Below are 21,509 nucleotides of genomic sequence, written 5' to 3'. Positions count from 1 at the left end.
CAACAATCAGCTAAAGGTTGCCAGCTGCTGACTGAACCAGCTATGCATAAAGCGGCGCGTTGCCAGACCGTGCTGGCAGGCCCATGAGAGATGCTGATCGGCACTGTGCAGATGCGCATGCAGGCGCTGCTGTACTGCTTCAACCCCCAGCAGGGCTACCAGCGTCGATTTGCCTTCATCCTTATTAAGATCTTTACCTGTACCGCTGTGACCGTCTGCTAAATCGTCGAGCAGCTGAAAGGCCTGTCCCAAATCGCGGGCGAAAAAGCCGAGCTTCTGGCGTATCTCAGGCGATGCGTCTGCCGCCAGCGCCGCCATTTGCAGCGTTGCGCTGAACAACATGCTGGTTTTCAGCTCGTTAGTATCGGCTATCGCTTCTTCACTGCGCGCTACGTTGCCTTCATTCAGATCGCGGAACTGCCCCTGAACCAGCCCCTGTAGCCCAACGGCAGCGGAAAGCTCCGCTACGGCCTGGGCTCGACAGGCATCGGACAGCCCTTCGGCAGCGGCCACTACGCCAAAAGCGTTGCTGAGCAGTGCCACTGCCGCAAGGATCGCCACATCCTGCCCGAACTGGCGATGGATGGTAGGTCGGCCACGGCGCAGCGCCGCGTTATCCATACAGGGGATATCGTCCAGCACCAGCGAGGCGGCATGCACCATTTCCACAGCACAGGCAAGATCGAGCAGGCCCGGATGGTTTTTGTCGCAGCCGAGATCGCAAGCCGCCAGCATCAGCAGCAAGGGACGAATGCGCTTGCCCGGTGCCAGCGCGCCTTCACGCATTGCCGCGCTGACCCGATCGCGCTCGCCACCAGCGGGTATCAGCTGGTCGAGCCGACGATGTAGCGCATCACGCAACGCGCGCAGTTCGCTTTCCTGACTCAATAATTCTTTAGCGTTGGTCATGGTTGCCGTCACTGGTTTTCCCATCATAACGAGTAAAAAAGAGAGGTCGCCGTTGCCGTAAAGCCTTTCTGGCTTGCTTCGCCCGGCGCAGCGCAACAGGCCGGTCGAGAGCGGTTTTACTCGTGAAAACTAACGTTGTTTCAGTTAAGCCTAGATTATCCTTAACAAAAAGACAGAAATTATGGAAATTTAACCATTAAACAATAAATTACCTTTGAGACGGCGTTTTCAGGATGTTAATACTCGCCAGAGTGCTTCCCTGTTTTCATGTTAAAAAACATAAAGATAAAAAAAGACGCTGGCGAGGTAGCGTATCTTAATTGCGCGTTATCGGCGGGAGTTGCTCAAGGTCGGCAAGCAGTCCCGGCCCTGTCGGCCGCCACGCAAGACGTTCCCGGGTCAATAGGCTTGACGCAGACATATCGTGTGCAACAAATCTACTCATCCAGCCAAAATGTGCAGAGGCTTCGACAGCGTCAAGGCGCGTGACGGGAAGATTTAAAACATGCCCAATCGTTTCGGCAATCTGCCGCAGCGTAACGCCTTCTTCTGCAACAGCATGATATCGACTTCCCGGATTGTTTTTTTCCAGAGCCAGCACATAAAGCCGTGCCGCGTCGCGGAGATGGACAGCGGACCAGCGGTTCTGCCCCTCTTCAACCCAGGCTGAAATACCCTTCTGCCGGGCGACATCAATTAATGGCGTGATAAGTCCTTGCTTAATCGGGTTATGCACCTGTGCAAGACGAACCGTAGCAACGTTGATGCCTTTCTGTAACGCAGCCTCGCCTGCCAGTTCTGAGGCTTTACGTGGATTAGGATGCGCAGGATTAAAATGATCCTCCACGGCCAGCTGATTTGGCCCTGCCGCCCCCATCCCCACGCCTGAAGTAATGATTAAAGGCCGCTGCGAGCCTTTTAACGCGTCGCCCAGGGCCTGAATAACCAGCCTGTCCTGCTCACAGTTCGCCACGAAGGTAGAAAAGTCGTGGTTAAATGCGGTATGGATTATCCCATCGCATGCCTCCGCCCCCCGCCGCAAACTATCAACATCTTCAATATCGCCAAAATGTGCCTCGGCGCCTGCTGCTTTTAACCCGTCAGCACCCTGCTGGCTTCTGGTCAGCCCGACGACCTGATGCCCGGCCGCCAGTAGCTGGCTGACAATCTCTGTACCGATAAATCCGGTCGCGCCGGTAAGAAAAATACGCATAACAGAACCCTCAGAAAGTAGCGATCGCTACGGCCTTATTGAACCGCCACTGTATTGGCTTTATTGGATACGATCTATGTTGTAAAGTCGCTGTTTTATGTCCGATCGTCCGGAGTGATTATGGATCCGCTCTCGCAGTTGCTATCGTTGCTGAAGCCTGAAAGCTATGCGTCTGGCGGCGTCCTGCTGCCTCAGGGATCAGCCGTTCAGTGGCCGTTCCATGACGGGATTAAATGTTACGCCGTGGTATCTGGAGAGTGTTGGCTATCGGTTGAGGGCGTTACCGAACCGCTGCGGCTTACCGCGGGAGATTGTTATCTGTTGCCGCCCGGCCCACCTTTCCGGCTGGCAACAGACTTGATGTCGGAACCCGTGGACTTTCAGCAGGTCCGCACGTCGATGGTGACAGATATAGCGGTAAACATGCATAAAAACCCCGGCTGCTTTCTGGTCGGCGGCCATTTTCTTCTGGCTGGCCGCCCTGCCAGCATGTTGTTAAGCTCGCTGCCGCCGGTGGTACATATTCGTAAAGAAGCCGATAAAGCCGCTATGCGCTGGGCGCTCGATCGCATGGTGCAGGAGGTGCAAACCGCCCAGCCTGGCAACGGGCTGATTATGCAGCAGCTGGCTTTTATGCTGTTGATTCAGGCTTTACGACTGCATATCAACGACACTCCCGGCACGGGCGTGGGCTGGCTTTTTGCTCTGCGGGATAAGCAGCTGAGCGCCGCGCTGGCCTGTATTCACGACCAGCCCGGCTACAGGTGGACGCTGGAAAAACTTGCTGGTCAGGCAGGAATGTCTCGCTCGGCGTTTGCAAAACATTTTAAGGTGACGGTAGGCACGGCCCCCATCGACTATCTCACTCAGTGGAGAATGCTGCTGGCCTGTGACCGCTTACAAAATTCAGGCGATTCTATTCAACAGATTTCACTCTCATCGGGTTATGAATCAGAAAGCGCGTTTGCAAAGGCGTTTAAACGCGTTATCGGCTGTTCGCCGGGGCAATTATGTGCCAGAAAAAAATGAGATTGCTCTTTGTTCAGGAAACGCCTTCCTCCAGCAGCGTCTTTAATAGCGCCATTACCTGCTGATTTTCAGCCGCGGTTAATGCGCCCTCATGGGCGAAGCGTACCTTCCCCTGGCTGTCCAGCACCACGACCGCCGAGCCGCCCGCTTTAAGCTGCCAGGCTTTTTTGACGCTGCCCTGACCGTCGATAATAAACTGCGCCCAGGGCGACGCCTCTTTGGCCGATTTCAGGCTGGCGCGAACAAAGATTGCGCTACCCGGGATAGCGTCGTCGGTATTAACAATAGTGGTAGTCTGATAGCGGTCATGCGGCAAATCGGCTTTGCTTAACATCTCAATCAGCGCGGCGTTTTCATCTTTTGCTGAAATTCTGCCTGCCATATGCAGCAAAACGCGAATTTTGCCGTGTAGCTGCGCGCTATTCCAGGGCCGTGTTGAAAGGGTATGGTGATTAACAAGCAGTTCGCCCTGTACGCCGACGCCGACTGGCGGCACGCGCTGATTAATAACAAAATTGCTGGCTGAGACGTCAAGACTGACCAACAGCAGTAATAAGGAAGCAAGGCGCATTGTTTCTCCGTTGGCATAGTGTCCGGCTGGCTTACAGAGTGTATCCTGCAAATAATGACTTACCTCATTTTTACAAAAAGAGATCTTATGGCGGCCCTTGATCACCCCGTTGTTCTGCAACTGCAAACGCTTAATGAAACATTCTGGCTGAACCCTGACGCTGCCAGCGCCGAAGAAGGTTTAGCGCTGGTTAGCCTGTCGCTGGCTGACGTTAACGAGGCCGCAGCAAGACTTGAGCGTTTCGCTCCGCTGCTGGCTAAGGCTTTTCCGGAAACTGCCGCCGCGCACGGGATCATCGAATCGCCGACCGTTGCCATTCCCGCCATGCAGCGGTGGCTGGAAGAAGAGGATAAGCAGCCGCTTACCGGCGCTTTATGGCTGAAGAAAGACAGCCATTTGCCCATTTCCGGTTCAATTAAAGCGCGCGGCGGTATTTATGAAGTGCTGACGCATGCAGAAAAACTGGCGATTGACGCTGGTTTGATCGCCAGAAATGACGATTACAGCGTGCTGCTCACTTCCCGTTGTAAAGCATTTTTTAGCCAGCGGCGCATTGCCGTCGGTTCTACCGGCAATCTGGGCCTCTCTATCGGCATCATTAGCGCAAAGCTAGGCTTTGACGTGACCGTGCATATGTCCGCTGACGCGCGCCAGTGGAAAAAGGAGAAGTTGCGATCCCACGGCGTTAAGGTTGTTGAGTATCAAGAGGATTATGGCGTTGCCGTGGCGCAAGGACGCCGCGCGGCCGAAAGCGATCCCCACTGCTTTTTCATTGATGATGAAAATTCCCGCACGCTGTTTTTAGGTTATGCCGTGGCCGGACTACGTCTGCGCGCGCAGTTTAACGAACTGAAGATTAAGGTAGACGACGCGCACCCGCTGTTTGTTTACCTGCCGTGCGGCGTGGGCGGAGGCCCCGGCGGCGTCGCTTTCGGCCTGAAGCTCGCCTTTGGCGATAGCGTGCACTGTTTTTTTGCCGAGCCGACCCATTCTCCCTGCATGCTGCTGGGCATGAGTACAGGGCTGCACGACGCTATTGCCGTCACGGATATCGGTATTGATAATAAAACGGCGGCGGATGGCCTTGCCGTCGGTCGTGCCTCCGGTTTTGTGGGGCGGGCGATGGCAAAGCTGATTGACGGTTGCTATACGCTTAGCGACAAGACGATGTACAGAATGCTCGCCGCGCTGGATCGCAGCGAAAATATTCAGCTGGAGCCATCCGCGCTGGCCGGAATGGCCGGGCCGATGCGCATATGTTCCAGCCAGACCTGGCAGCTAAAACACGGGCTGACGCCAGACCAAATGGCGCAGGCCACGCACCTGGTCTGGGCCACGGGCGGTGGCATGGTGCCGGAAGAAGAGATGCAGGCTTATCTGGCAGAAGGCCGACGCGCGCTATAGCTCCCGCACCGGTTTCCCGGCGAGCCAGCCGTTAATATCTTCAATCGCCTGAGTAAAATAAGTGCGGTAGTTACTGTCGCTAACGTAGCCCAGGTGCGGCGTTGCCAGCAGATGATGAGACTGACGATACGGGGAGTCCGCTGCCAGCGGCTCCTCTTCAAAGACGTCCACCGCCGCGCCAGCGATAACGTTATTTTCCAGCGCCCGCAGCAGCGCGCCCTGCTCGATCAGCGCCGCACGTGAAGTATTAATCAGGTAAGCCGAGGGCTTCATCTGTTGCAGATCGTTCCAGCCAATAATCCCCTGCGTGGCAGGCGCGCAGACCAGATGCAGCGTGACGAAGTCACTTTGGGCCAGCAACGCCGATTTTTCCGCCACGAAAGTTACGCCCGCTTCCTGCGCACGCTGCGCGGTAAGATGAGGGCTCCAGGCGTAAACGTTCATCTCAAAAGCCTGCGCGTAGCGGGCAATCCTCTGGCCAATTTTGCCCAGTCCGATAATCCCGATGTTTTTTCCGGCCAGCGTAGTGCCGAGCGAAGACTGCCACGGGCCATTACCGGTCAGATTATGCTGTTCGGGCAGCAGATTTTTTGCCAGCGCCAGCAGCAGGCTCCAGGTCAGCTCCGCCGGTGGTTCGCTGCCGCTGGCGGTGCCGCAGACGGTGATGCCCTTCTCTTTCGCCGCCGCAATATCAATAGCCGCATTGCGCATCCCGCTGGTGACGATCAGCCGCAAGCCGGGAAGCTGAGCCAACAGTTCGCGGTCAATAACGGTACGTTCGCGCATGACAACGATAACCACTGCCTGCTGTAGAGCCTCGACTAACTGGTGGCGATCGCGGAGATGATGATGCAGGCACTCAATCGTCAGGGATTTGTCCAGCGTCTGCCAGTCGGCCATTTTTGTCGCAACGTTCTGGTAATCGTCAAGAATGATGCATTTACCCGCCATAGCTTTTCCTCTTTCAGTCGACTGGACTTTGCAAAGACAAGCGTAGTGCAATCCTGCTGCGGCAAACTGATTTTGTGGCTAAAACGTCTTGCCGCTGCTGTATGCTGGCCCGGCAAATATTTTTACTTTGGGTTAGCTTTCCGTACTTATAAAATCAGGCCTGACGTTTAAAACCCTGCGATAACCAACTAAAAGGATGTTGAATGCGGCTCGCAACCCTTAGCCTTTCTCTGCTTATCTTAACTGCCAGCTTTTTCTGTCATGCCGATAACGCCCGCTATCGTAACTAATCAATGAGCCTGAGCAGCTGGACCTGCTCTATTAGCGATTAGCGCCTGATAGTAATCAGCAGCGATTTATCCGGCCAGCGCTGTAATGGGTAGAGCGACAGACGAATATTAAACAGATAAAATAGCGGTGCAAACACGGCTTCATCCTGTCTCGCCAGGGCTTCCAGCCTGAGCAGCAGCAGGTCCAGCTCGTCCTGCAGATCTTTATGCGGCTGAGTTTGCAGCGATTTCATACGCCGCTTCAGATACAGGCCCAGCTCGTGAAACATTTGCCCGCTATCGATGCTGTACTTTTCCAGTATTTGCCGCTGCCGAGCGTAGTAGTCATAACAGTTTGCGCCCAGCCAGGCCTCCGTTAGCAGGTTACCGCCCGACAGCAGGTCAGGATGCGGATCGAGCCGCGTTCTGGGCAGAATAATATTTACGCGGTCCAGGGTGCGGGCGATAAACTGCTGACGTGCCAGCAGCGAAGAGCCGTTACGTTCAATTTCCTTCACCAGCCGCAGCAGATCGCGCAGCCCCGTGCGCAGCGCGCGTTTGGCCGTCCAGGCTGGACGCTTATTACGGATAATTGCGGTAATAGCCACCGCCACGATAATTCCCACCATCGATGAAATCGCCGTATTAATCAGCGAGGTCAGATTAGGCGTAAAATGGTGGCTCATGCCCAGAAAAGCGGGGATCTGCGTCGCCACGCTGATGCCGATCAGATTGGTCGACGGTCTGGCAATCACCAGACCAAGCAGCAGCAGTCCCGGCGTCAGGCAAAGCAACAGCGCTTCAAAAGTATTCGCCTGCGGGATGAGGAAAGCGATATAAAACAGGCTGATCGCCAGTGCAATTACCACGCCCTTAATAAAGCGCTTCATCGGCACCAGCGGCGTATCCATACCGGCAAAGAACGAAGCGACAATCGCCGCCATCATGGGCGCGGTGGCGCCGTCTGCCCAGCCGCTGCCAATCCAGAACAGGCAGGAGATAAACGTCGCCAGAAAAGCCGTCGTGGCCGACAGCAGCAGCAAACCTTTATCAATATGGCGATGCGCTCGCGTATCTTTCGCCAGGCTGGTATCGCCGGAAAGATCGCTGACCAGCACGCTAACGCTGTGATAAGCGCCCGCAATACGCACAAAGTCCGCCAGCCGCTCCAGCAGCCCAATCAGCAAAATGCTCTCTTCGGTCGATAGCTCCCCACTTTGCCAAATCTGCTTTAGCTGCGCCTGCGTTGCGCTAAGTCGCTGCTGCATGACCACCGGTTCGCTGGTTTCCCCACCGTTCAGCCACACCAGAAACTCGCTAAAAACATCCGCCACGCATTGCGGAAAGCGAATTTGCTGTTCGCTCAGCACGCCCAGCCGCGCTTCAATCGCGGTCAGCGTGGGGATCAAATAAGAAAGGTGCTGATACTGCACGCTGACCAGCCGGATCAGTTTTCGCGCCGCGTCACCTTCATACACGCAGTGGGTAATCAACGTTTCGACGTTTAGCGGAAAATTAGCCATCTGGATCAGAATATCTTCCCGCTCCAGCGACTTATCCTTTGGCAGCACGGTAATCAGCTCGGCGCACAGTTTCCGGCCATTCTGATACCAGATGCTGACGCTCTGCTCCAGCAGGCTTTTCATTGATACCGGCAGGATCAGCTGGTGTACCAGGCTGCTACAGATTATGGCCAGGGTAATCTCTTCTATGCGTGACACGACGATGTCGGTGATCGAAAAAGGTGATACCACGCCGGGAAATCCCATAATCGCAGCGCTGTAGCCGGCCAGCATAAAGACATAGCTTTTGGGCGTGCGGTCGTGCAAAGAAAGATAAAGGCATACCGCAACCCATAACGAGACGCACAGGCTGAACAGGAGCGGATACTGCACCGTTTCCGGATAAATCAGAAAGATAAACAGCCCGCCAAGCAGCGTGCCCATCAGGCGAAATACTGACTTGGAGATCGTTGACGCGCTATAGAGCTGCGATGCCACAAAGACGGTTGTCAGAGACCAGGCGGGTTTTTCAAAATTGAGCTCAAGTGCGATATAAAGTGCCAGAAAGGCGGCCAGACAGGTTTTAGCGGAGAAGAGTACCGCGTTTTTGGTAAACCACTTCATGGAAATTTTTAAACCAGATGCACACTGCGTGGATGCGTATCCTGCCAGAAGCCCGTTATGCGCGCCCGTCAATTAGTACTACAAATTATTAATGACCTAACTAAATGATTAACATAATAAACTTGTTTAAAAACGCCTTAAAAGCGGCCTGAAACGCGCAAACTGGTTGTATTTTAAGCAGAAAAATTATCGCCTTTTGTGCGGTATTGCTTTTTACGCATCATGTTCTGCTTAAGTCAGGATAATTAGTAAGAAATTCTTCTCAATAATAACCATTCAACGACTATGCTTATTAGTCTGCTTTCGTTACTTTTTTGAAGGATACTTCTTATGACACATGCTATGCACGGCGTTATGCTTTTTATGTCCCTGCTCCACACCTTCTTTCTGTTGGCCGCTGGCGGGGTGGCATTCTGGCTTTTAAGATTAAATATTTTTAAGATTCCCGTCGCACTTTCCTGGCGCATCGCCCATATCCTGCATATTTTATGGGTAGCAGTCGCGGTTATGCCGATTTTTTACTGCCTGGCGGCATGGCAAACCGGCACCACCACCGATGACCATCCTTCGGCACCGGTAGCGCTGTTAGCGTTTCTGGCTTCGCCGGGTTTTGCTGCTGTTGCCGCTGCGCTTATCTTAGCGGCGGGACTGCTGTTTGCATTACGCGGCAACTTTGCATGGTCATCAGCCGAAAAAGCGCGCAATTAATCTACCTCACTCCTCAGCCCGTTTAGTCTGACGGGCTTAATCAACCTCTCTTTTTCAACTAACCTTCTATCAGTACATTCTGCCTGGCTGCGGACGCAGCGTTCAGGTCTTCCTATGCAAGGGCAAATTATGACTGATATCTATCAATGCGGCTCACGGGCTTCTTATGCCGGTCCGGCGGACTGGTTTACCGGTACTGTGCGCATCGATCCCCTTTTCCCCGCCAGTGAGCCTGCTCGTGCCAGCGGCGGTAGCGTAACGTTTGAACCTGGTGCACGTACCGCCTGGCATACGCATCCGCTTGGGCAGACGCTCATTGTGACGAGCGGATTTGGCTATGTACAAACCTGGGGTGAGCCAGCTCGTGAAATCCGTCCCGGTGATGTGGTGTGGATCCCGCCTTTCGAAAAGCACTGGCATGGCGCAAGCACAACGACTGCGCTGACTCATATCGCTATTCAGGAAGCCCAGGATGGCAAGGTTGTGGAATGGCTGGAAAAAGTCACCGATGAACAATACGGAGAAAAAGCATGAGCAATAACGTGGCAGGAAAAGTCATTGTGATTACCGGTGCCAGTAGCGGCCTGGGCGAAGTGACCGCGCGGCATCTGAGCGCGCTGGGTGCAACAGTGGTGCTGGGCGCACGCCGTGCCGATCGGCTGGCAAAGCTGGTGGCAGAGCTGGAAAGCAACGGCGGCAAAGCGCTGGCGGTCACTACCGACGTGACGAACAAGCAGCAGGTGATAGCGCTGGTCAAAACCGCCGTTGATAAGTTTGGCCGTATAGATGTGCTGCTGAACAATGCAGGCCTGATGCAGCAGTCGCGGCTGGACAGTCTGAAAACGGATGAATGGGAGAATATGATTGACGTCAACATTAAAGGCACGCTGTACGGTATCGCCGCCGCGCTGCCTTTTATGCAGGCGCAGAAAAGCGGTCATATTATTAATGTTTCTTCCGTAGCCGGCCATAAGGTTACGCCGTCCGGATCGGTTTACTGCGCGACCAAGCATGCCGTCCGCGCTATCAGTGAGGGACTGCGCTCGGAAGTGAAAGAGTGGAACCTGCGCACTACGATTATCTCGCCTGGCGCAGTAGCGACCGAGCTGACCAACCATATTTCGGATAAAGAGATTAGTACGCGTATGCAGGATTTTTATAAAACCCACGCCGTTCCCGCCGACTCTTTTGCGCGCGTGGTCGAGTTTGCTATCAACCAGCCAGCAGAAGTAGATATTAACGAAATCCTTTATCGCCCCACCAGCCAGCCACACTGATTTTTGATGCGGTGCAGGTCTTTACCTGCCCCGCTTACTCTTTTATAAATTCCAGAAAACGGTTCTTGTTCTCCACCAGCCACGCGGGTAGCTCATGTTCATTAACAGGAACAATTCTCATTTTTCTGGGACGGTTCCAGATATCAATATTGTTTTCTACGCAGCGGCGAATATGATCCGGATTATTAAACTCCGGCAGGTCGTGTTCGGTATGGGAAATAGTCGACATTTTTTCACTAATCCGCGCATCCGTCATTACCCAGGAAAAATGCCAGCCGCCGTTTTTAACCACTTTGGTGCAGTATTTTAGTAAGGTCCAGCGTAGCCAGCTATCTCGGATCGGGGTTCCTTTACGTTTCACGTTTCTTAGCAGCTCGGGCTGCGCAAGAAAAAATCCTTTTAAATTCCTGTACGTCACCATTTTCGGCAGCTTGCATAACCGGGGAGTGCCGTTGTCATTCATTACCTGTAAATTAAATTTAAAATTATAAAAATTTTGGTAAATCGTGGTGCAAAGATGCCAGCGGCCAAACTGCTTAATCGCATCAGGATGCGGGATCTCATCAACATCAGACACTATAATAATGTCATCATCTTTTGCGTCGACCAGCCCCTGCATAATAAAGTTACGTGCATAAGCTTCGTTGAACCATGGATCGGTTTCACCAGCGTTTACTGTTGAACCATTTGAAAGAAAAGCCTGTTGATGAATTTTCGGCTTACGATCGTTAACAACATAGATAATTTGCTCTTTAAAATGCGAAAATTTTTCAATATCAAAATGCAGGCGCTCTCGTTTTTTACCGGTAAAGGTATAAAGCGACTCAACGATAACGAATTTGTCGACGTATTTATGCAAGGTATTCAGCCGAATTTCCAGCAGCATATCTTCGTCATAGTATAAAAAGCAGTCGTAAATCAAGGCGCCAGCATCCATGTTAAAAAAAACAGGGCCATAATTTAACAGAATTTGTAACAGTCACGCAATATTTCAGCCGTTTTATGTAAGGAAAAAATAAAAAGTGTGACTAACGCTCCTTTGGATCACCCGCGCTATCCCAGTCGCCTTTAAGCGTAAAAGAAAAAAGATCGTCGGAGGCAATGGCAGAGCCGGTATAGATCCCCAGCAGGTCTTGCTGCGCGTCGTCATAAAAAAGCACGCCGGTCAGGGCAAGGTTCGCAGCCACAAACAGATGACGAGTATCGCTAAACAACCTGTCGTAATCCGCGCTGGCAATCGTGCCGGTACTGGCCAGATGGTGCGGTAGGGTTTCTGGTTCGAGGCTGCCGCGGCAAACGTTGTTATAGCCTTCAATGATGGCGCAGCGCAGCGTCTGTGGCTGCTCTGTTTCAGAAAGGGAAATTTCCGTGTTCAGCTCTGGCGGCGGCTCGGTGGTCAGAATGGCGCTAATTTTCTGCTCCATATCATCAGGAAGTTCAGGGAAATGCTTACGGAAAAGAGTAAGGATTTCATCAGCCTTAATATTTAACAGATTGCTCATACTTATCCCCTGCTGATGGAAAGAAAAGAATAGCTACCCTGAGTACAGACTATGATTTAGCTCGGAGCGAGAAAATTGTTTTATTATCACGCGGTGTCAGGGTGGGCTATAATTAAAAACAGCAGGTTAGCTTTAAAGGCTGGCCTTTTTTTAAGATTAATCCCGACAGATATTTAAAGCGAAGCGGTTATTAAACGGGCCATTTTATCACTAAGCTTAATTAATGCCTGTCGCTTTTCCCGCTGCGCTTAAATTTGCCATTAGTCAGCGCTTATTTGGGTTTAACAGGTAGCGCTTAACCTGTGCCATTAAAGGCTTTGGCAGTGGCCACACGACAAAAACCGGCCTTTTTTGTGCTTTGTTGTTGAATTGTTAAAGCAATGACAGCTTTGCTGTCGCTCACAAAATCAACAACTTATTGATTATTAAAGGAAAATAGTAAGTAAATCTTAACAAAATTAATCATTGAGTCGCGGGCTGAAAAGTCCTATATTGGCCGCGCTTTTTTACAGCGCATAACTTTTTATTCAACTTATTCAACCACGGCGTTATCAACACCCCTGGTTGTAGGAGAGATATGATGACGGATAAAGTCCGTATTGATAATTTTGCTGCGAATTCATCAGGAAACAATGAAGCGTTTTTGGCCAGACAGGCTGAATATGAATCGAATGTCAGGAGCTATCCGCGCAAACTGCCGTTCGCCATTGCTAAAGCACAGGGTGTATGGATTACAGATGTTGAGAATAATCAATATCTTGATTGCCTTGCCGGTGCAGGTACGCTGGCGCTGGGCCACAACCACCCTGATATGCTGCAGAGCATCCAAAATGTCATTACCAGTGGCTTGCCGTTACATACGCTTGACCTGACAACGCCGTTAAAAGACGAGTTTTCCGCTTACCTGCTCTCTTTACTGCCGGGCCAGGGCAAAGAGTACTGCCTGCAGTTTACCGGCCCTTCCGGTGCGGATGCAGTCGAAGCCGCGCTGAAGCTGGCGAAAAAATACACCGGCCGTACCGGCGTGATCAGCTTCTCCGGCGGTTATCACGGCATGACCCACGGCGCGCTGGCGGTTACGGGCAACCTGTCGCCAAAAGAAGCGGTTAACGGCATGATGCCGGAAGTTCAGTTTATGCCTTACCCACATCTGTACCGCTGCCCGCTGGGCATCGGCGGTAAAGCGGGTGAAGACGCGCTGGCTTACTACTTTGAAAACCTGATCAACGACGTGGAAAGCGGCGTGCGTAAACCTGCGGCCGTTATTCTGGAAGCGGTTCAGGGCGAAGGCGGCGTGAACCCGGCTCCGGTCGAGTGGCTGCAGCGCATCCGTAAAGTGACTCAGGAACACGGCATTCTGCTGATCCTGGACGAAGTGCAGGCTGGCTTCGCGCGTACCGGTAAGTTCTTCGCCTTTGAACATGCGGGCATTGAGCCAGACATCATCGTGATGTCTAAAGCTGTAGGCGGTGGTCTGCCACTGGCCGTACTGGGTATCAAGAAGCAGTTTGACGCCTGGGAACCAGGTCACCATACCGGTACCTTCCGTGGTAACCAGCTGGCAATGGCTACCGGCCTGACCACGCTGCGCCACCTGAAAGATAACAACATCGCAGCCAGCGTTGCTGAAAAAGGCGAGTGGCTGAAAGGCCAGCTGGCCGAGCTGCAAAAACGTTATCCGGTTATCGGCCACATTCGCGGCCTGGGCCTGATGCTGGGTATTGAAATTGTGAAGCCAGATCAGCCACAGGACCACATGGGTTGCTACCCTGCCGATGGCGCGCTTTCTGCCCTGCTGCAGAAAAAATGCTTCGAAGCGGGTCTGATCCTGGAGCGCGGCGGTCGTCACGGCTGCGTGCTGCGTCTGCTGCCTTCACTGCTGATCAGCAAAGAAGAGCTGGGCGTGTTCCTGGATAAATTTGAAGGCGCCATGGTGGCTGCCGGCGTTAAACCTGTTTCTGCGGAGTAAGTTGATGTCCAGGTCCAACCCTATTCTGGCAGCTTCGGCGCAGAGCACCGAAGCCTACCAGCAGGCTATTGAGCAAACCAGCCAGGCCGTCGTGCAGTGGCTGCAGCAGCCTGAAATGTATCAGGGCAAAAGCGTTGCCGAGCTGCGCGAGCGCATCTCGCTGGATTTCAATGCGGAGGGCCTGGGCAACCAGGCCGCCATTGAGCGCGCGATCGAATACTTCCTGAAAGACAGCCTGTCGGTGCATCACCCGCAGTGCGTGGCGCATCTGCACTGCCCAAGCCTGGTGATTAGCCAGGCGGCGGAAGTCCTGATCAACGCCACCAACCAGAGCATGGACTCCTGGGATCAAAGCCCGTCGGCCACCATCATTGAGATGAAGCTGATCGAATGGCTGCGCGCTCAGGTTGGCTACCAGGCCGGTGACGCTGGCGTTTTCACCAGCGGCGGTACGCAAAGTAACCTGATGGGCCTGATGCTGGCGCGCGACGCTTTCTTCGCGCGTCTGGGGCATTCGGTACAGCAGGATGGCCTGCCGGGCGATTTGAGCAAGATTAAGGTATTCTGCTCTGAAAACGCGCATTTCTCCGTGCAGAAGAACATGGCGCTGATGGGTCTGGGCTACCGCTCCGTCACGCTGGTGAAAACCGATAACTTTGCGCGCATGGACGTTAACGATCTGACCGAGAAGCTGTCGCAGGCGAAAGCCAACGGCGAGCAGGTTCTGGCGATTGTCGCAACGGCTGGCACCACCGACGCAGGCGCTATCGATCCGCTGCGCGCGATTGCAAAAATTGCTGCAGAGTATGAAACCTGGCTGCACGTTGATGCAGCATGGGGCGGCGCACTGCTGCTTTCGGAAAAATATCGTGACTATCTGGACGGCATTGAACTGGTGGACTCCATTACCCTGGATTTCCACAAGCAGTTCTTCCAGACCATCAGCTGCGGCGCCTTCCTGCTGAAGGAAGCGCGTCACTACGAGCTGATGCGCTACCAGGCGGCTTACCTGAACTCCGAGTTCGACGAAGCGGCTGGCGTGCCAAACCTGGTGTCTAAATCGCTACAGACTACCCGCCGTTTCGACGCGCTGAAAATGTGGATGGGTCTGGAAGCGCTGGGCCAGAAGCAGTATGCCGAAATCATCGACCACGGCGTGACGCTGGCGCAACAGGTTGCGGCTTACGTGACCGCCCAGCCATCGCTGGAGCTGGTGATGGAGCCACAGCTGGCGAGCGTGCTGTTCCGCTTCCGTCCACAACAAGGTGACGATGCGGCGATTGCCCTGCTTAACCAGAAAATTGGTGATGCGCTGCTGGACTCCGGTCGTGCCAACGTCGGCGTGACCGAGCACAACGGCATAACCTGCCTGAAGATGACGCTGTTGAACCCAACCGTTACGCTGGAAGATATCAAGCTTCTGCTGGCGCTGGTTGAGCGCACCGCTGAATCACTCGCGTAATTTTCTTTGCGAGAACGAAAAAGCCGGTAATGAAAATTACCGGCTTTTTTATTAACTATCCTCAGCGCGTTTTCCCGCAGCCTGGCGACCTGAGTTGCATAGCGAGAACAGCAAAAAAAAAGCGCCCCGCAGGACGCCTTTTAAATACTCCTGGTCAGATGATTACATCTGTACCAGATTTTTGATTTTCACGTCCGGGTTCACATCAGCGTCATAGTCTACGCCGTTCAGGCCAAAGCCGAACAGGTGCATAAACTCAGCTTTATAGCCGACGAAATCGGTCAGTTCGTTGAGGTTTTCGTTGGTGACGGTCGGCCACAGCTTAACCACTTCGTCCTGCACTTCTGGCTGCAGCTCTTTATAGTCCGCACGCAGGCGGCCCGTTTCGTCCAGAATCGGTGAAGCGCCGTACAGGCTATCTTTAAACAGGCCGTAGACCTGCTCGATGCAGCCTTCGTGCGTGCCTTTTTGCTTCATGACTTTAAACAGCAGTGACAGGTAAAGCGGCATTACCGGAATAGCGGAGCTCGCCTGGGTCACCACGGCTTTCAGTACGGAAACGCGCGCGTCGCCGCCCTTTTCAGCCAGCGTTTCACGGATATTCAGCACGCGCTTATCCAGATCTTTCTTGGCTTCGCCGATAGAACCGTTCCAGTAAATATCGTGAGTGATCTTCTCGCCCAGATAGGTGAAGGCGGTGGTTTTCGCGCCGTCAGCCAGGACGCCTGCCGCTTTCAGATCGTCAATCCACATCTGCCAGTCTTCGCCGCCCATTACCGCTACGGTGCCGTCGATCTCTTCCTGAGAAGCAGGCTCCAGCGTGATATCGGTGATGGTTTCTTTATCGGTGTTCAGGCCGCGCGTGGTCAGGGTCTTACCCACTGGCTTCAGCGTAGAGTTAAATACTTCGCCGGTTTTTGGATGGGTACGGCGCGGCGCGGCCAGGCTGTACACGACCAGGTCAACCTGACCCAGATCCTGTTTGATCAGCTCAATAGTCTTTTGCTTAACTTCATCAGAATAGGCGTCGCCGTTGATGCTTTTCGCATACAGGCCTTTTTCTTCCGCAAACTCTTCAAAAGCCGCAGAGTTATACCAGCCAGCGGTAGCCGGTTTGGTTTCTTCACCCGCGCGCTCGAAGAACACGCCCAGCGTGTCGGCTTCGCAGCCAAAAGCAGCAGAGATACGCGCCGCCAGGCCGTAACCGGTGGAAGCACCAATCACCAGCACTTTTTTCGGGCCGTTGGCAATTTTGCCCTGACGCGTAACGTAATCAATCTGGTTTTTTACGTTAGCCTTACAACCCGCCGGATGGGCGGTAACACAGATGAAGCCACGAATGCGTGGTTTAATAATCATGTCGACCTCAATCACTGCCTTATTAAATATGGGCAGTAGAATACCTGCTTGTGGCGCTTCAGGCAAAGTTGGCAGTCGCTTATTGTCTTCGGGCGCTTTTAACACGACCGCTTTGCGCATAATTTATGCGTAATAACACGGCGACGGCCAGGCTGAAACATTTTTTGGCCGGGAGATAGCCAGGGAGAACCTGTCTCCCTGGCCTTTATTGCTAAGACTTCACGTGACACCAGTTACGCAGCTCGTTAATCCCGCCGTTCGGCGAGGTAAAACCGGCACAGCCCAGCACGCTGTCATACAGTTTTTCGTGGAAAACCGGCGTTTTATCTTTTGCCATTTCCCTGAGCTGATTAAAGGCGGCAGCATGATCGGGATGCTGTAAAAACTTATCTGATGCCCATACCATAATCGGTACCGTGCGCTGCGCCATCGGTGCCTGATTACGCGGCGTGCCGTGGAAATGCATATTTTGCGAAATCGATTCGCCATGATCGGAGGCGTAAAAGACGATGGCATTACGGTTGCGCAGCTGGTTAAAGACCTGCTCAAGCACGTAATCGGTATAGAGCAGGCTATTGTCATAGGAGTTGATCATCTGCTGCGTGGAACAGTTGTCATCAATTCCCATACATTCCGGCTGATAGCGGGCAAAAGAACGCGGATAACGTTCGGTATAAAGATAGTGTGAGCCTTTGGTATGCAGAATGATCAGGTGCTTGCCCTGCGGATGACGCTCAATAGAATCTTTCAGTTCGGCAACCAGCGCCATATCGTCAATCGGTTTGCCGACGTTGCGTTTTTCCGACTGAATGGTTTCGCGCAGCGCATAGTCATCGGCCAGCGCTTTGTTGTAGAACCACGCCTCGCTCTGCATAGAGAAGAGCTCCGAGGAAAAGCCCTGCTTTTTCAGGACGGAGAAAACGTTCATCTCTTTTAACGTTCTTTCCGGCGCTTCGGACGCGCCGCCTTCCCGCACAAACATGCAGCGTAGCGAAAGCTTGGTTGAGGTATCGCAGGAGTAGCCCTGTAGCGCGGCCAGATTGGTTTCTTTATCCAGATAAGGCGTGTTGTCACGCTCATAGCCGTAAACGCCCATGTGATCGCGTCGCGCGCTTTCGCCAATCACAAAAACGATATACAGGCTGTCGGCATCCTTTGGCGGCGTGTAGGTAAAGTGCGCGGCAGGATCGAACAGATTACGGCTGTCTTCCGCCTGGCTCCAGCTGCTGTAAGCTAACAGCCCCATGCCCGACAGCCAGTTGGATGGCGAATAGGTGCCGGCCACTACGCCACCATAGCTGGCCATCATGCGGTTTTGCTGACGGTCGAGATTATCCTGATGTTCGCCCATCACCTTTAGCGGCAGCCAGCAGCAGAGTCCGGCGGCAATCATTACGCCCGCTCTGCGCGCCATTGCCCCACGGTTACGTCTGTGCAATGCCGCTTCCGGCAGCGGTGCCAGCCACAGAATTAACAGGGGCAGCAGGCTGACCAGAACCAGCCAGAAAACAAAGTTTAACCCTACCGACTCTTTTGAGAGATCGAAGCTGTCGGGGGTCACGACGGCAGCAATAATACCGTAGCCAATATCCACGTTAAAAAAGATCATGTAATAGCTGGCCGCAACGGAAAACACTACCAGCAGCGAGGTCAGAATGCGGAACAGCAGCCGACCGGCCATCGAGGCCAGCAGCGTGGTAAACATAACCAGAGCAAAAGCCGCGACGATTTCGATCGTGACGGACAGGGCCGCATCAGAGTGAAGATGGTGAAGGCGGCGAAGGAAAACAGGCAGGTTTAATAAAATCCCCAGGTAAAAAGCGATAAAGCAGCAAACCCGATATTGCGTCAAAAAAAGCAGTTTTTTCATCTGTCTCGTCGTTATGGTGAAAGGTGAAGGTCATCTCCGGTCAAACCGGCTGTCTCATTTTTCAGGTGAGAACAGCTAGGACAAGGTAAAGAAGCGTAAGTTTACCGTTGGCACTGAAAAACATCACGTTATAATGTAACAAAAAGTGGATTTTTCGATAAATCTGGCGGCGCGCGTTCGTTTCGTGCCTGCAAATTGAAAAGTTGATCGCTTTCAAACTTTTGATAAATAAAGGCAAAAAACCCCTATTCATGAAAGGTGAATAGTTATGCGACAGCAACAACGCCTTTTTAATCTTCGCTATAAAACATTAATTATTTATGCGGTTTATTCGCATCGGCTCGCCGTAACCGGCGGTTTTTAACAATAATTTAATTAATTAAAAACAATCCGATAATGTTAGATTATTCCGCGTTCCGGTCATAAGCACTGGCTCCCTCAATATTTCTTAGCATTTCTCACTGTCAGGAAGGCATTGATATGGATAAGCTATCTTACGCTTCAGCAAACCCTGGTACCGCCTGGTCCACCTACTTGCAGCAGATCGATCGCGTTGCGCCTTATCTGGGCGAATTAAGCCGCTGGGTTGATACACTGCGTCGTCCCAAACGCGCGCTCATCGTCGATATCCCGTTGCAGATGGATGACGGCACAATTCGCCATTTTGAAGGGTTTCGCGTGCAGCACAACCTGTCGCGCGGGCCAGGCAAAGGCGGCGTTCGTTATCATCCTGATGTAGATCTCAATGAGGTTATGGCGCTCTCGGCCTGGATGACCGTCAAATGCGCGGCCGTTAACCTTCCCTATGGCGGTGCGAAAGGCGGGATCCGCGTCGATCCCTTTAAGCTTTCCGAAGGCGAGCTGGAGCGCCTGACTCGCCGCTACACCAGCGAAATCGGTTTAATTATCGGGCCGCAAAAAGATATTCCGGCTCCGGATGTTGGCACCAATGCGAAAGTGATGGCCTGGATGATGGATACCTACTCCATGAACCAGGGCACGACCATTACCGGCGTCGTGACCGGCAAGCCCGTGCACCTTGGCGGTTCGCTGGGGCGAGAAAAAGCGACCGGACGCGGCGTCTACATTACCGGACGAGAAGTCGCCCGTCGGCTAAATATTGAAACGGACGGCGCCAGGATTGCGGTTCAGGGTTTCGGCAACGTAGGTAGCGAAGCTGCTCGTCTGTTTGTCGACGCGGGCGCGATGGTGGTGGCTATACAGGATCACTCCGCTACGCTTTATAATCCTGAAGGGATTGACCTCGTCGCCTTAACCGAATGGCAAAACGCGCATAAGAAGATTGCTGGCTTCAGCGGCGCGCGCGAAATTGGCAGTGAGGAGTTCTGGCAGGTGCAGATGGATATCCTGATCCCTGCCGCGCTGGAAGGCCAGATTACGCGCGAACGCGCGGAAAAACTTAGCTGTAAGCTGGTTCTGGAAGGCGCCAACGGGCCAACCTATCCGGATGCGGACGATATGCTGGCATCGCGCGGCATTACCGTGGTGCCTGACGTTATCTGTAACGCGGGCGGCGTAACGGTCAGCTATTTTGAATGGGTTCAGGATATGGCCAGCTTTTTCTGGAGCGAAAGCGAAATCAACGAGCGTATGGACAAGATTATGTCCGAGGCGATGATTCATATCTGGGAAAAGGCGCGTGAAAAAGAGTGCAGCCTGCGTACCGCTGCCTATATCGTGGCCTGCGAGCGTATTCTGATGGCGCGCAAAGATCGCGGTATTTATCCGGGCTAGCTCGTTAGTCTTAACAAGGAACAATGGCCGGTAAGCAACACAACGTTGCTGTATCGTGACGTGCAATCGTTACCGGCCGCGCCTGAGTTCCATACAAAAAACGCCGCTTGTTAAAAACGGCGTTTTTTTACAGTGCAAGGCATCCTGAACAGAATCGTTACCCCTGCCCGGCGATTAAATAACCGGCGCGCTGGCTAAGACGGGTTATCGATATACTTTTCTACCAGCGCTTTGGCAATCGCTTCCGTCTGCGCATCCGCCTGGCCGCTTATATTGGCTGGCCGAAAATGCATCTGAAACGCGGCAATAGTTGTTTGGGTGGCCTTATCAAAAATCCCCGTCAGCGGAATGCCGCTATAGCCATACCTGCTTAACGTTTTTTGCAGAGTAAGCACATCAGCCGCCGCTTCCGGCGATCGTCCGGCAAGATATTTATTGACCGTTTCGGCATCAGGCCATGCGCCAACGCCTTTTTCAGCCAGGCGCTGCCACGGGAAGAGTTTGCCCGGGTCCTGTTTTCTTAATGGCGCAATGTCGCTGTGTCCCAGCACGTAATTTGGCTTAATGTCGTGGCGTTTTACAATATCTTTCGTTAGCCGGATAAGGGCCTCAACCTGGCTTTCCGTGTAGGGGTACCAGCTTCTTACGCCATTGTTATCGGTAAATCCTTTATTCACGATTTCAATACCGATGGAGCTGTCGTTAAGACTGGTTCGTTCCTGCCAGCTGCTGACGCCCGCATGCCACGCTCTGCGATCTTCAGGGACAAGCTGCGTCACCACGGGTTTTCCTTTATAGCTTTCAGGCAAGGTAGTGACCAGATAGTGCGCGCTGACGCCCTTTTTTGATAAGGTTTTCAGCGAGTCGACATCGTTTTCAACCGTATAATGCAGAATAAGAAATTTTGCACGGCTGTCCTGGCTAACGGCTGAAATTGCATTATCGGCATAATAGTCGCCTCGATCGCTCATGCTTTTTGCTGCTTCCGTTGCCACGTTTGAGCCTGAACACCCGGCAAGGATTAATATGGCAGACGCTATTGCTGTTTTTAGTCGTACAGATTTCCCTTTATATTTTCTCATCGTATTTCCTTATTGCCCCTATAAGACAGTCTCGATTATATGCGTTCAGGTTT

18 protein-coding genes are annotated in these 21,509 nt (G+C 52.9%); 8 read left to right on the top strand and 10 right to left on the bottom strand.

Annotated features, from left to right (window positions below; genetic code table 11):
• Positions 1-6: 6 nt before the first annotated feature.
• Positions 7-909: a polyprenyl synthetase family protein gene (locus tag ACMGGR_RS09500; protein ID WP_414148939.1), complete on the bottom strand. Its 903-nt coding sequence runs from the start codon at positions 907-909 to the stop codon at positions 7-9.
• A 316-nt stretch (positions 910-1,225) separates the two neighbouring features.
• Positions 1,226-2,122 (bottom strand): SDR family oxidoreductase, encoded by an 897-nt coding sequence (locus ACMGGR_RS09495; RefSeq protein WP_414148744.1) that lies wholly within the window; start codon positions 2,120-2,122, stop codon positions 1,226-1,228.
• Positions 2,123-2,242: 120 nt separating this feature from the next.
• Between ACMGGR_RS09495 and ACMGGR_RS09490 the strand changes: the two genes are divergently transcribed.
• Entirely contained in the window at positions 2,243-3,151 is a 909-nt protein-coding gene (locus ACMGGR_RS09490; RefSeq protein WP_414148743.1) for an AraC family transcriptional regulator, read from the top strand.
• A 13-nt stretch (positions 3,152-3,164) separates the two neighbouring features.
• Here ACMGGR_RS09490 and ACMGGR_RS09485 read toward each other — a convergent pair whose 3' ends face one another.
• Positions 3,165-3,722 (bottom strand): YtfJ family protein, encoded by a 558-nt coding sequence (locus tag ACMGGR_RS09485; RefSeq protein ID WP_246759547.1) that lies wholly within the window; start codon positions 3,720-3,722, stop codon positions 3,165-3,167.
• 87 nt (positions 3,723-3,809) lie between these two features.
• Between ACMGGR_RS09485 and ACMGGR_RS09480 the strand changes: the two genes are divergently transcribed.
• Positions 3,810-5,126 (top strand): D-serine ammonia-lyase, encoded by a 1,317-nt coding sequence (locus tag ACMGGR_RS09480; protein ID WP_414148742.1) that lies wholly within the window; start codon positions 3,810-3,812, stop codon positions 5,124-5,126.
• Here ACMGGR_RS09480 and ACMGGR_RS09475 read toward each other — a convergent pair.
• Both ACMGGR_RS09475 and ACMGGR_RS09470 read right to left on the bottom strand, forming a co-directional pair.
• Positions 5,121-6,077, bottom strand: coding sequence for a D-2-hydroxyacid dehydrogenase family protein (locus tag ACMGGR_RS09475; protein ID WP_414148741.1), 957 nt, complete (start codon positions 6,075-6,077; stop codon positions 5,121-5,123). The genes ACMGGR_RS09480 and ACMGGR_RS09475 overlap by 6 nt on opposite strands.
• 328 nt (positions 6,078-6,405) lie before the next feature.
• Positions 6,406-8,472 (bottom strand): FUSC family protein, encoded by a 2,067-nt coding sequence (locus tag ACMGGR_RS09470; protein ID WP_414148740.1) that lies wholly within the window; start codon positions 8,470-8,472, stop codon positions 6,406-6,408.
• A gap of 330 nt (positions 8,473-8,802) precedes the next feature.
• Here ACMGGR_RS09470 and ACMGGR_RS09465 point away from each other — a divergent pair, with 330 nt between their 5' ends.
• The 3 genes from ACMGGR_RS09465 to ACMGGR_RS09455 all read left to right on the top strand — a co-directional run bounded on the left by ACMGGR_RS09465 (position 8,803) and on the right by ACMGGR_RS09455 (position 10,457).
• On the top strand, positions 8,803-9,180 hold the full coding sequence (locus tag ACMGGR_RS09465; RefSeq protein WP_414148739.1) for a hypothetical protein: 378 nt from the start codon (positions 8,803-8,805) through the stop codon (positions 9,178-9,180).
• A 129-nt stretch (positions 9,181-9,309) separates the two neighbouring features.
• The gene (locus ACMGGR_RS09460) at positions 9,310-9,714 is read left to right on the top strand and encodes a cupin domain-containing protein (protein ID WP_414148738.1); all 405 of its coding nucleotides are present in this window, start codon (positions 9,310-9,312) and stop codon (positions 9,712-9,714) included.
• Positions 9,711-10,457, top strand: coding sequence for an SDR family oxidoreductase (locus ACMGGR_RS09455; protein WP_414148737.1), 747 nt, complete (start codon positions 9,711-9,713; stop codon positions 10,455-10,457). Before ACMGGR_RS09460 ends, ACMGGR_RS09455 begins: the two co-directional genes overlap by 4 nt.
• Before the next feature lie 34 nt (positions 10,458-10,491).
• Here the strand turns inward: ACMGGR_RS09455 and ACMGGR_RS09450 are convergent, their stop codons facing one another.
• A complete protein-coding gene (locus ACMGGR_RS09450; protein ID WP_414148736.1) occupies positions 10,492-11,379 on the bottom strand; it encodes a benzoate transporter in 888 nt (295 codons plus the stop codon).
• 106 nt (positions 11,380-11,485) lie between these two features.
• Positions 11,486-11,959 carry a hypothetical protein gene (locus ACMGGR_RS09445; RefSeq protein WP_414148735.1) on the bottom strand — a complete coding sequence of 158 codons (474 nt, stop codon included), beginning with the start codon at positions 11,957-11,959 and terminating at the stop codon, positions 11,486-11,488.
• Positions 11,960-12,536: 577 nt separating this feature from the next.
• Between ACMGGR_RS09445 and ACMGGR_RS09440 the strand changes: the two genes are divergently transcribed.
• Positions 12,537-13,928 (top strand): diaminobutyrate--2-oxoglutarate transaminase, encoded by a 1,392-nt coding sequence (locus ACMGGR_RS09440; protein ID WP_246759559.1) that lies wholly within the window; start codon positions 12,537-12,539, stop codon positions 13,926-13,928.
• 4 nt (positions 13,929-13,932) lie between these two features.
• Positions 13,933-15,390 carry a pyridoxal phosphate-dependent decarboxylase family protein gene (locus ACMGGR_RS09435; protein ID WP_246759561.1) on the top strand — a complete coding sequence of 486 codons (1,458 nt, stop codon included), beginning with the start codon at positions 13,933-13,935 and terminating at the stop codon, positions 15,388-15,390.
• A 162-nt stretch (positions 15,391-15,552) separates the two neighbouring features.
• Here ACMGGR_RS09435 and fabV read toward each other — a convergent pair whose 3' ends face one another.
• On the bottom strand, positions 15,553-16,749 hold the full coding sequence (gene fabV / locus ACMGGR_RS09430; RefSeq protein WP_246759562.1) for an enoyl-ACP reductase FabV: 1,197 nt from the start codon (positions 16,747-16,749) through the stop codon (positions 15,553-15,555).
• A gap of 211 nt (positions 16,750-16,960) precedes the next feature.
• On the bottom strand, positions 16,961-18,619 hold the full coding sequence (gene eptB / locus ACMGGR_RS09425; protein ID WP_414148734.1) for a kdo(2)-lipid A phosphoethanolamine 7''-transferase: 1,659 nt from the start codon (positions 18,617-18,619) through the stop codon (positions 16,961-16,963).
• A gap of 480 nt (positions 18,620-19,099) precedes the next feature.
• Between eptB and ACMGGR_RS09420 the strand changes: the two genes are divergently transcribed.
• On the top strand, positions 19,100-20,374 hold the full coding sequence (locus tag ACMGGR_RS09420) for a Glu/Leu/Phe/Val family dehydrogenase (RefSeq protein WP_414148733.1): 1,275 nt from the start codon (positions 19,100-19,102) through the stop codon (positions 20,372-20,374).
• A gap of 194 nt (positions 20,375-20,568) precedes the next feature.
• Here ACMGGR_RS09420 and ACMGGR_RS09415 read toward each other — a convergent pair whose 3' ends face one another.
• On the bottom strand, positions 20,569-21,456 hold the full coding sequence (locus ACMGGR_RS09415) for an N-acetylmuramoyl-L-alanine amidase (protein ID WP_414148732.1): 888 nt from the start codon (positions 21,454-21,456) through the stop codon (positions 20,569-20,571).
• Between the last annotated feature and the right edge of the window lie 53 nt (positions 21,457-21,509).

Origin of the sequence: Erwinia sp. BNK-24-b (genome assembly GCF_047456155.1) — a bacterium.
Classification (GTDB): Bacteria; Pseudomonadota; Gammaproteobacteria; order Enterobacterales; family Enterobacteriaceae; genus Erwinia; species Erwinia phyllosphaerae.
This window is presented reverse-complemented; position numbering and strand designations above follow the sequence as displayed.

What these genes read in the sequence shown, in the direction of transcription:
- ACMGGR_RS09500 (WP_414148939.1), bottom strand. Translation starts at nt 909, where the DNA reads ATGACCAACGCTAAAGAATTATTGAGTCAGGAAAGCGAACTGCGCGCG.
- ACMGGR_RS09495 (WP_414148744.1), bottom strand. Translation starts at nt 2,122, where the DNA reads ATGCGTATTTTTCTTACCGGCGCGACCGGATTTATCGGTACAGAGATT.
- ACMGGR_RS09490 (WP_414148743.1), top strand. Translation starts at nt 2,243, where the DNA reads ATGGATCCGCTCTCGCAGTTGCTATCGTTGCTGAAGCCTGAAAGCTAT.
- ACMGGR_RS09485 (WP_246759547.1), bottom strand. Translation starts at nt 3,722, where the DNA reads ATGCGCCTTGCTTCCTTATTACTGCTGTTGGTCAGTCTTGACGTCTCA.
- ACMGGR_RS09480 (WP_414148742.1), top strand. Translation starts at nt 3,810, where the DNA reads ATGGCGGCCCTTGATCACCCCGTTGTTCTGCAACTGCAAACGCTTAAT.
- ACMGGR_RS09475 (WP_414148741.1), bottom strand. Translation starts at nt 6,077, where the DNA reads ATGGCGGGTAAATGCATCATTCTTGACGATTACCAGAACGTTGCGACA.
- ACMGGR_RS09470 (WP_414148740.1), bottom strand. Translation starts at nt 8,472, where the DNA reads ATGAAGTGGTTTACCAAAAACGCGGTACTCTTCTCCGCTAAAACCTGT.
- ACMGGR_RS09465 (WP_414148739.1), top strand. Translation starts at nt 8,803, where the DNA reads ATGACACATGCTATGCACGGCGTTATGCTTTTTATGTCCCTGCTCCAC.
- ACMGGR_RS09460 (WP_414148738.1), top strand. Translation starts at nt 9,310, where the DNA reads ATGACTGATATCTATCAATGCGGCTCACGGGCTTCTTATGCCGGTCCG.
- ACMGGR_RS09455 (WP_414148737.1), top strand. Translation starts at nt 9,711, where the DNA reads ATGAGCAATAACGTGGCAGGAAAAGTCATTGTGATTACCGGTGCCAGT.
- ACMGGR_RS09445 (WP_414148735.1), bottom strand. Translation starts at nt 11,959, where the DNA reads ATGAGCAATCTGTTAAATATTAAGGCTGATGAAATCCTTACTCTTTTC.
- ACMGGR_RS09440 (WP_246759559.1), top strand. Translation starts at nt 12,537, where the DNA reads ATGATGACGGATAAAGTCCGTATTGATAATTTTGCTGCGAATTCATCA.
- ACMGGR_RS09435 (WP_246759561.1), top strand. Translation starts at nt 13,933, where the DNA reads ATGTCCAGGTCCAACCCTATTCTGGCAGCTTCGGCGCAGAGCACCGAA.
- fabV (WP_246759562.1), bottom strand. Translation starts at nt 16,749, where the DNA reads ATGATTATTAAACCACGCATTCGTGGCTTCATCTGTGTTACCGCCCAT.
- eptB (WP_414148734.1), bottom strand. Translation starts at nt 18,619, where the DNA reads ATGAAAAAACTGCTTTTTTTGACGCAATATCGGGTTTGCTGCTTTATC.
- ACMGGR_RS09420 (WP_414148733.1), top strand. Translation starts at nt 19,100, where the DNA reads ATGGATAAGCTATCTTACGCTTCAGCAAACCCTGGTACCGCCTGGTCC.
- ACMGGR_RS09415 (WP_414148732.1), bottom strand. Translation starts at nt 21,456, where the DNA reads ATGAGAAAATATAAAGGGAAATCTGTACGACTAAAAACAGCAATAGCG.